This window comes from Pelomonas sp. BJYL3, from assembly GCF_027257975.1.
GTDB lineage: Bacteria > Pseudomonadota > Gammaproteobacteria > Burkholderiales > Burkholderiaceae_C > Roseateles_B > Roseateles_B flavus.
In genome coordinates this window covers 1-6171 of record NZ_JANZKX010000014.1, presented here as the reverse complement: position 1 = coordinate 6171, position 6171 = coordinate 1, and the positions used below count along the sequence as shown (strand labels likewise).

The 6171-nt window shown below is 69.7% G+C and carries 2 protein-coding genes; both read left to right on the top strand.

Translation table 11 applies throughout. The features are described from left to right. Window positions 1-616 (top strand): phosphopantetheine-binding protein (locus tag O9Y01_RS23030; RefSeq protein ID WP_269633994.1); only part of this gene is annotated, 616 nt, incomplete at its 5' end. Continuing rightward, on the top strand, window positions 613-6171 hold a 5559-nt coding region (locus tag O9Y01_RS23025; protein ID WP_269633993.1), incomplete at its 3' end, for a non-ribosomal peptide synthetase. The genes O9Y01_RS23030 and O9Y01_RS23025, both read left to right, overlap by 4 nt.

The window sequence follows — 6171 nt, the reverse complement described above, 5'->3', positions numbered from 1 at the left end:
CTGGCTGGCGGACGGGACCATCGAGTACCTGGGGCGCAATGACTTCCAGGTGAAGATCCGGGGCTTCCGGATCGAGCTGGGGGAGATCGAGGCCAAGCTGGCCGCGCTGGGTGCGGAGGAAGCCGGTGACGTGGTGGTGCTGGCCCGCGAGGACGGTGCGGGAGACCAGCCGGGCGGCAAGCGCCTGGTGGCCTACTACACGGGCACGGCCAGCGCCGAGCAGTTGCGGGCGCAGGCCCAGGCCACGCTGCCCAGCTACATGGTGCCGGCGGCCTATGTGCAGCTGGGATCACTGCCGCTGACGCCCAACGGCAAGCTGGACCGCAAGGCGCTGCCGGCGCCGGACGAGCAGGCCTGGAGCCGGCGCGCCTACGAGGCGCCGCAGGGCGAGGTGGAAGCCACGCTGGCGGCCATCTGGGCCGAGCTGCTGCAGATCGAGCGCGTGGGCCGCCATGACAACTTCTTCGAACTGGGCGGGCACTCGCTGATGGCCGTGAGCCTGATCGAGCGCATGCGCCGTGCGGACCTCCATGCGGACGTCAGCGAACTATTCACCGCTACCACGCTCGCCGAGCTGGCTGCGGTCACGACACAAATCAAGGAGATCACGCTGTGACGGTCATCGACCTGCTGAGCCTGCTGGAAAAGAAGAACCTTGCGCTCTCGCTCAACGGAGACAAGCTCGTAGTCAAGGGCAACGACCAGGCCTTGGCCGACCAGGCGTTCCTGGCCTTGCTGCGCGAAAACAAGCAATCGCTCATCGATCTGCTCAAGAGCGGCAACTACACCGGTGGCTCAGTGAATGGGCCTGCGGTGCCCCCCAATCGCATCCCTGAGCATGCGCAGGCAATCACCCCGGACATGCTCACCCTGGTGTCTTTGGAACAGGACGCGATCGATCACGTGCTGGCCGGTGTGGAGGGCGGCGCGGCCAATGTGCAGGACATCTACCCGCTGGCCCCGCTGCAGGAAGGCATCCTGTTCCATCACCTGATGGAGAAGGAGGGCGATCCCTACCTGCTGCCACAGCTGCTGGGCTTTGCCAGCCGCGAACGCCTGGAGCGCTTCGTGGGGGCGCTGCAGCAGGTGATAGACCGTCACGACATCCTGCGCACAGGCGTGGTCTGGGATGAAGTGCCGGAGCCGGTGCAGGTGGTGTGGCGGCGGGCTCGTCTGAATCTGCAATGGGAGCAGTTCGACCCTGCACAAGGCCCCGTCTCCGAGCAGCTCCAGGCAAGATTCGACCCGCGCCGACACCGGATGGATCTGGGCCGCCCCCCCTTGCTGCATTGCCATGCTGCGCAGGACGAGGCAGCCGGCCGTTGGGTGCTGCTGGTGCTTGTCCACCACCTGGCGATCGATCACACGACGCTGGAGCTGCTGGTCGAAGAGGCGGTGGCGATCGAGCAGGGGCTTGCAGCGCAGTTGCCCCGCCCGGCGCCTTTCCGCAACTTCGTGGCCCAGGCCCGCCTGGGCGTGAGCCGAGAGGAGCACGAAGCCTTCTTCCGCCAGATGCTGGGGGACATCGAGGAGCCCACGGCGCCCTTCGGACTGCTGGACGTGCAGGGGGACGGCTCGGACATCGGCGAGGCCCGCTTGATGCTGCCCATGGAGCTGTCCTCGGCGCTGCGCCGCTGCGCCCGCCAACTGGGCGTGAGCGCGGCCAGCGTGTTCCACCTGGCCTGGGCCCTGATGTTGGCTTGCACCTCGGGCCGCTCCAAGGTGGTCTTCGGCACGGTGCTGTTCGGTCGCATGCAGGGTGGTGAGCACGCGGACCGCGTGCTGGGCATGTTCATCAACACCTTGCCGGTGCGCGTGGACGTCGACGAGCAGGGCGTGGCCGACAGCCTGCGAGCGCTGCATGGACTGCTGGCCAGGCTGCTGCGCCACGAGCACGCACCGCTGGCGCTGGCGCAGCGCTGCAGCGCAGTGCCGGCCCAGGCACCGCTGTTCAGTGCCCTGCTGAACTACCGGCACAGTGCGGGAGGCGCGTCCGGGGAAGAAGGCCAGGACGAGGACGAGGCAGAAGACACGATCGAAGGCTTGGGCGGACACGAGCGGACGAACTACCCGCTGACGCTGTCGGTGGACGACCTGGGCGACGGCTTCCAGATCACGGCCCAGGTGGCCAGGCCCATCGAGGCCGAGCGCGTGTGCGGATTCCTGCACCGGGCGCTGGAGCAGGTGGTGGTCCTGCTCGAACAGGCCCCGGCGACGCCGCTGAATCGGATCGGCGTGTTGCCTCTTGCCGAGCGCGAGCAGGTGCTGCATGGCTGGAATGCGCAGAGCGCCCTGTCCTATGAGCGAGAGGCGGTGCTGCACGAGCTGATCGAGGCGCAGGTGCGGCGCACGCCGCAGGCGGTGGCGCTCAGGGCGGGGGAAGTTGAGCTGAGCTACGCAGAGCTCAACGCCAGGGCGAACCGGCTGGCGCGGAGGCTGAGGTCCCTCGGCGTGGGGCCGGATGCGCGGGTGGCGGTGTGCAGCGGGCGCAATGAGCGCCTGGTGGTGGCGCTGCTGGCGGTGCACAAGGCAGGCGGTGCGTATGTGCCGCTGGACCCGGCGTACCCGAGCGATCGGCTGGCCTACATGCTGCAGGACGCTGGACCGCAGGCGGTGCTGGTGGACGAGCAGGGGCTGGAGGTGCTGCGAGCCAGCGCGGGCGAAGCGCTGCAGGGGCTGCAGCTGCAGGCGCTGGAGCAGGAGCTGGCGGAGGAGTCCGCCGAGGACCTGGCGCGGGACGGGTTGCAGTCCAGCCATCTGGCCTATGTGATCTACACCTCGGGTTCGACGGGCAGGCCCAAGGGCGTGGCGATCGAGCACCGCAATGCGGTGAACTTCGTGAGCTGGGCGCTGCAGGCCTTCCAGGCGGAGGACTTCAGCCGCAGCCTGCTGGCGACCTCGATGAACTTCGATCTGGCGGTGTACGAGGTGTTCGTGCCGCTGGCGGCGGGGGGAACGGTGCAGGTGGTGGACAACGCGCTGTCGCTGCTGGAGCAGCGGCTGCCGGCGACACTGATCAACACGGTGCCCTCGGCGATGAACGCGCTGGTGAATGCGGGGGCAGTGCCGGAGCAGACGCAGGTGGTGAACCTGGCAGGCGAGGCGCTCAAGCGGGAGCTGGTGGAGCGTTTGTTCGAGCGCACGCAGGTGCAGCGGGTGTGCAATCTGTACGGTCCGACGGAGACGACGACCTACTCGACCTGGGTGGAGATGCGGCGCGAGGGGGGCTTTGTTTCGCACATCGGGCGACCGGTGGGCAACACGCAGGTCTACATCCTGGACGCGGCAGGGCAGCCGACGCCCATCGGGGTGGCGGGGGAGATCTGCATCGGCGGGGACGGGGTGGCGCGCGGCTATCTGAACCAGCCGCAGCTGACCGAGGAACGCTTCGTGGCGGACCCCTTCAGCGAGGAGGCTGGCGCCCGCATGTACAAGACCGGGGACCTGGGCCGCTGGCTGGCGGACGGGACCATCGAGTACCTGGGACGCAATGACTTCCAGGTGAAGATCCGGGGCTTCCGGATCGAGCTGGGGGAGATCGAGGCCAAGCTGGCCGCGCTGGGTGCGGAGGAAGCGGGCGATGTGGTGGTGCTGGCCCGCGAGGACCAGCCCGGCGACAAGCGCCTGGTGGCCTACTACACGGGCACGGCCAGCGCCGAGCAGCTGCGGGCGCAGGCCGAGGCCACGCTGCCCAGCTATATGGTCCCGGCAGCCTGTGTGCAGCTGAGCGCGCTGCCGCTGACGCCCAACGGCAAGCTGGACCGCAAGGCGCTGCCGGCGCCGGACGAGCAGGCCTGGAGCCGGCGCGCCTACGAGGCGCCGCAGGGCGAGGTGGAGGCCACGCTGGCGGCCATCTGGGCCGAGCTGCTGCAGATCGAGCGCGTGGGCCGCCATGACAACTTCTTCGAACTGGGTGGCCACTCGCTGATGGCTGTCCAGCTGGCGTCTCGCGTGCGCAAGTCTCTGGGCCTCGAGCTGCCCCTGGCCGAGCTCTTCGCCCATCCCGAGCTGGCCGCGCTGGCGGCCCGTCTGAACGGCGCCGACCGTGCCGATGCTCAGCCCATCCCCCGGGCACCGCGCGAGCTGCCCCTGCCGCTGTCGCTGGCGCAGCAACGCCTGTGGTTCCTCTCCCGCATGGACGCTTCGGCCAGCCAGGCTTACCACATCAGCGGTGCCGTGCGCCTGCGCGGCGCGCTGGATGCAGCGGCTCTGCGCCAGGCCCTGCAGGCCATCATCGAGCGCCACGAGAGCCTGCGCACCCGCTTCGAGCTGATCGACGGCGAGCCGCGCCAGATCATCGAGGCCCAGGTGGCGCTGCCGCTGCTGGAGCTGCCAGCCAGCGGGCTGGACGACCCGCTGTTCGCCCGGCACGAGGCCGAGGCCTTCGATCTGCGCCAGGCGCCGGCCTTGCGCGTGCTGCTGGCGCGTCTGGGGCCGGATGACCATGTGCTGCAGATCGTGATGCACCACATCATCTGCGACGGCTGGTCCATCGGCGTGCTGCTGGCCGAGCTCAGCAGCGCCTATGCCGCGCAATGCGGCGAAGCCTCGCAGGCCCTGCCGGCTCTGCCCATCCAGTACGCCGACTATGCGGTCTGGCAGCGGGCCTGGCTGGCCGACGGGCGCCTGGAGGCGCAGACCGCCTTCTGGCGTCAGGCCCTGGCCGAGGCGCCGGTCCTGCTGGAATTGCCCACCGACCATGAGCGGCCGCTGCAGCAGGACTACCGTGGCGAACAGCTGGGTCTGCAGCTGGATGCACCGCTGAGCGCCGCGCTCAAGGCCCTGAGCCGACGCCATGGCGTGACCCTTTACATGACGCTGCTGGCTGGCTGGGCGGCGCTGCTGGGCCGCCTGGCCTCGCAGACCGACGTGGTGATCGGCAGCCCCGTGGCGGGCCGCGGCCGTGCGGAGGTGGAGCCGCTGATCGGCTGCTTCATCAACACGCTGGCACTGCGGCTGAAGATGGACGATGAGCCGACGGTGGCCCAGCTGCTGGCGCACACCCGGGCGCAGGTGCTGGCCGCGCAGCAACACCAGGACCTGCCCTTCGAGCAGGTGGTGGAGGCCGTGCAGCCACCGCGCAGCATGGCGCACACGCCCCTGTTCCAGGCGGCCTTCTCGTGGCAGAACCAGCCCGAGGGCGAGCTGAAGCTGCCGGGGTTGACGCTGGAAGCTGCGCAGCTGGAGCGCCGCAGCGCCCAGTTCGACCTGACGCTGACCCTGCAGGAGGTGGAGGGCGTGCTGGCCGGGCATATCGAGTACGCCGCGGCCCTGTTCGAACGCAGCACCATCGAGCGCTGGACCGGCCATCTGCGCACGCTGCTGCAGGCCATGGCGGCCGATGACAGCCAGCCGGTGGCGCGCCTGCCCCTGATGGGCCCGGCCGAGCGCCGCCAGCTGCTGAACGACTGGAACGTGGTGCCGGCACAGACGCCGCTGACGCAGACGCTGCACGAGCTGTTCGAGACGCAGGTCAGGCAGCGTTCGCAGGCGGTGGCCCTGGTGGATGGTGAACAGACGCTGAGCTACGGAGAGCTCAATGCTGAGGCCAACCGTCTGGCGCGCCATCTGGTGGGTCTGGGCGTGAAGCCCGAAGACGGGGTGGCGCTGTGCCTGGCGCGGGGCGCGCAGATGGTTGTGGCCTTGCTGGCGGTGCTCAAGGCGGGAGCGGCTTATGTGCCGCTGGACCCGGCGTATGCCTCGGAGCGCCTGGGCGCGACGCTGGCGGACAGCGCGCCGGTGGTGGTGCTGGTGGATGCGGCCGGGCGCGAGGCGCTGGGCGAGCATCTGCAGGCGGGCGCGAGGCAGGTGCTGGCGCTGGACGCGCCGCAGCAGGCCTGGGCCGGGCTGTCGGCAGAGGACCTGCCGGTGGCGCAGACCGGTGTGGGCCCGCAAAGCCTGGCCTATGTGATCTACACCTCGGGCTCGACGGGCCGCCCCAAGGGGGTGATGGTGGAGCACCGCCAGGTGCTGAGGCTGTTCCGCGCGACGCAGGACTGGTTCGAGTTCGGGGCGGACGATGCCTGGAGCCTGTTCCACTCGGTGGGCTTCGACTTCTCGGTGTGGGAGATCTGGGGGGCGCTGCTGCACGGCGGTCGCCTGGTGATCGTGCCGCAGGAGACGGCGCGCTCGCCCGAGGCCTTCTACGAGCTGCTGTGCGATCAGGGCGTG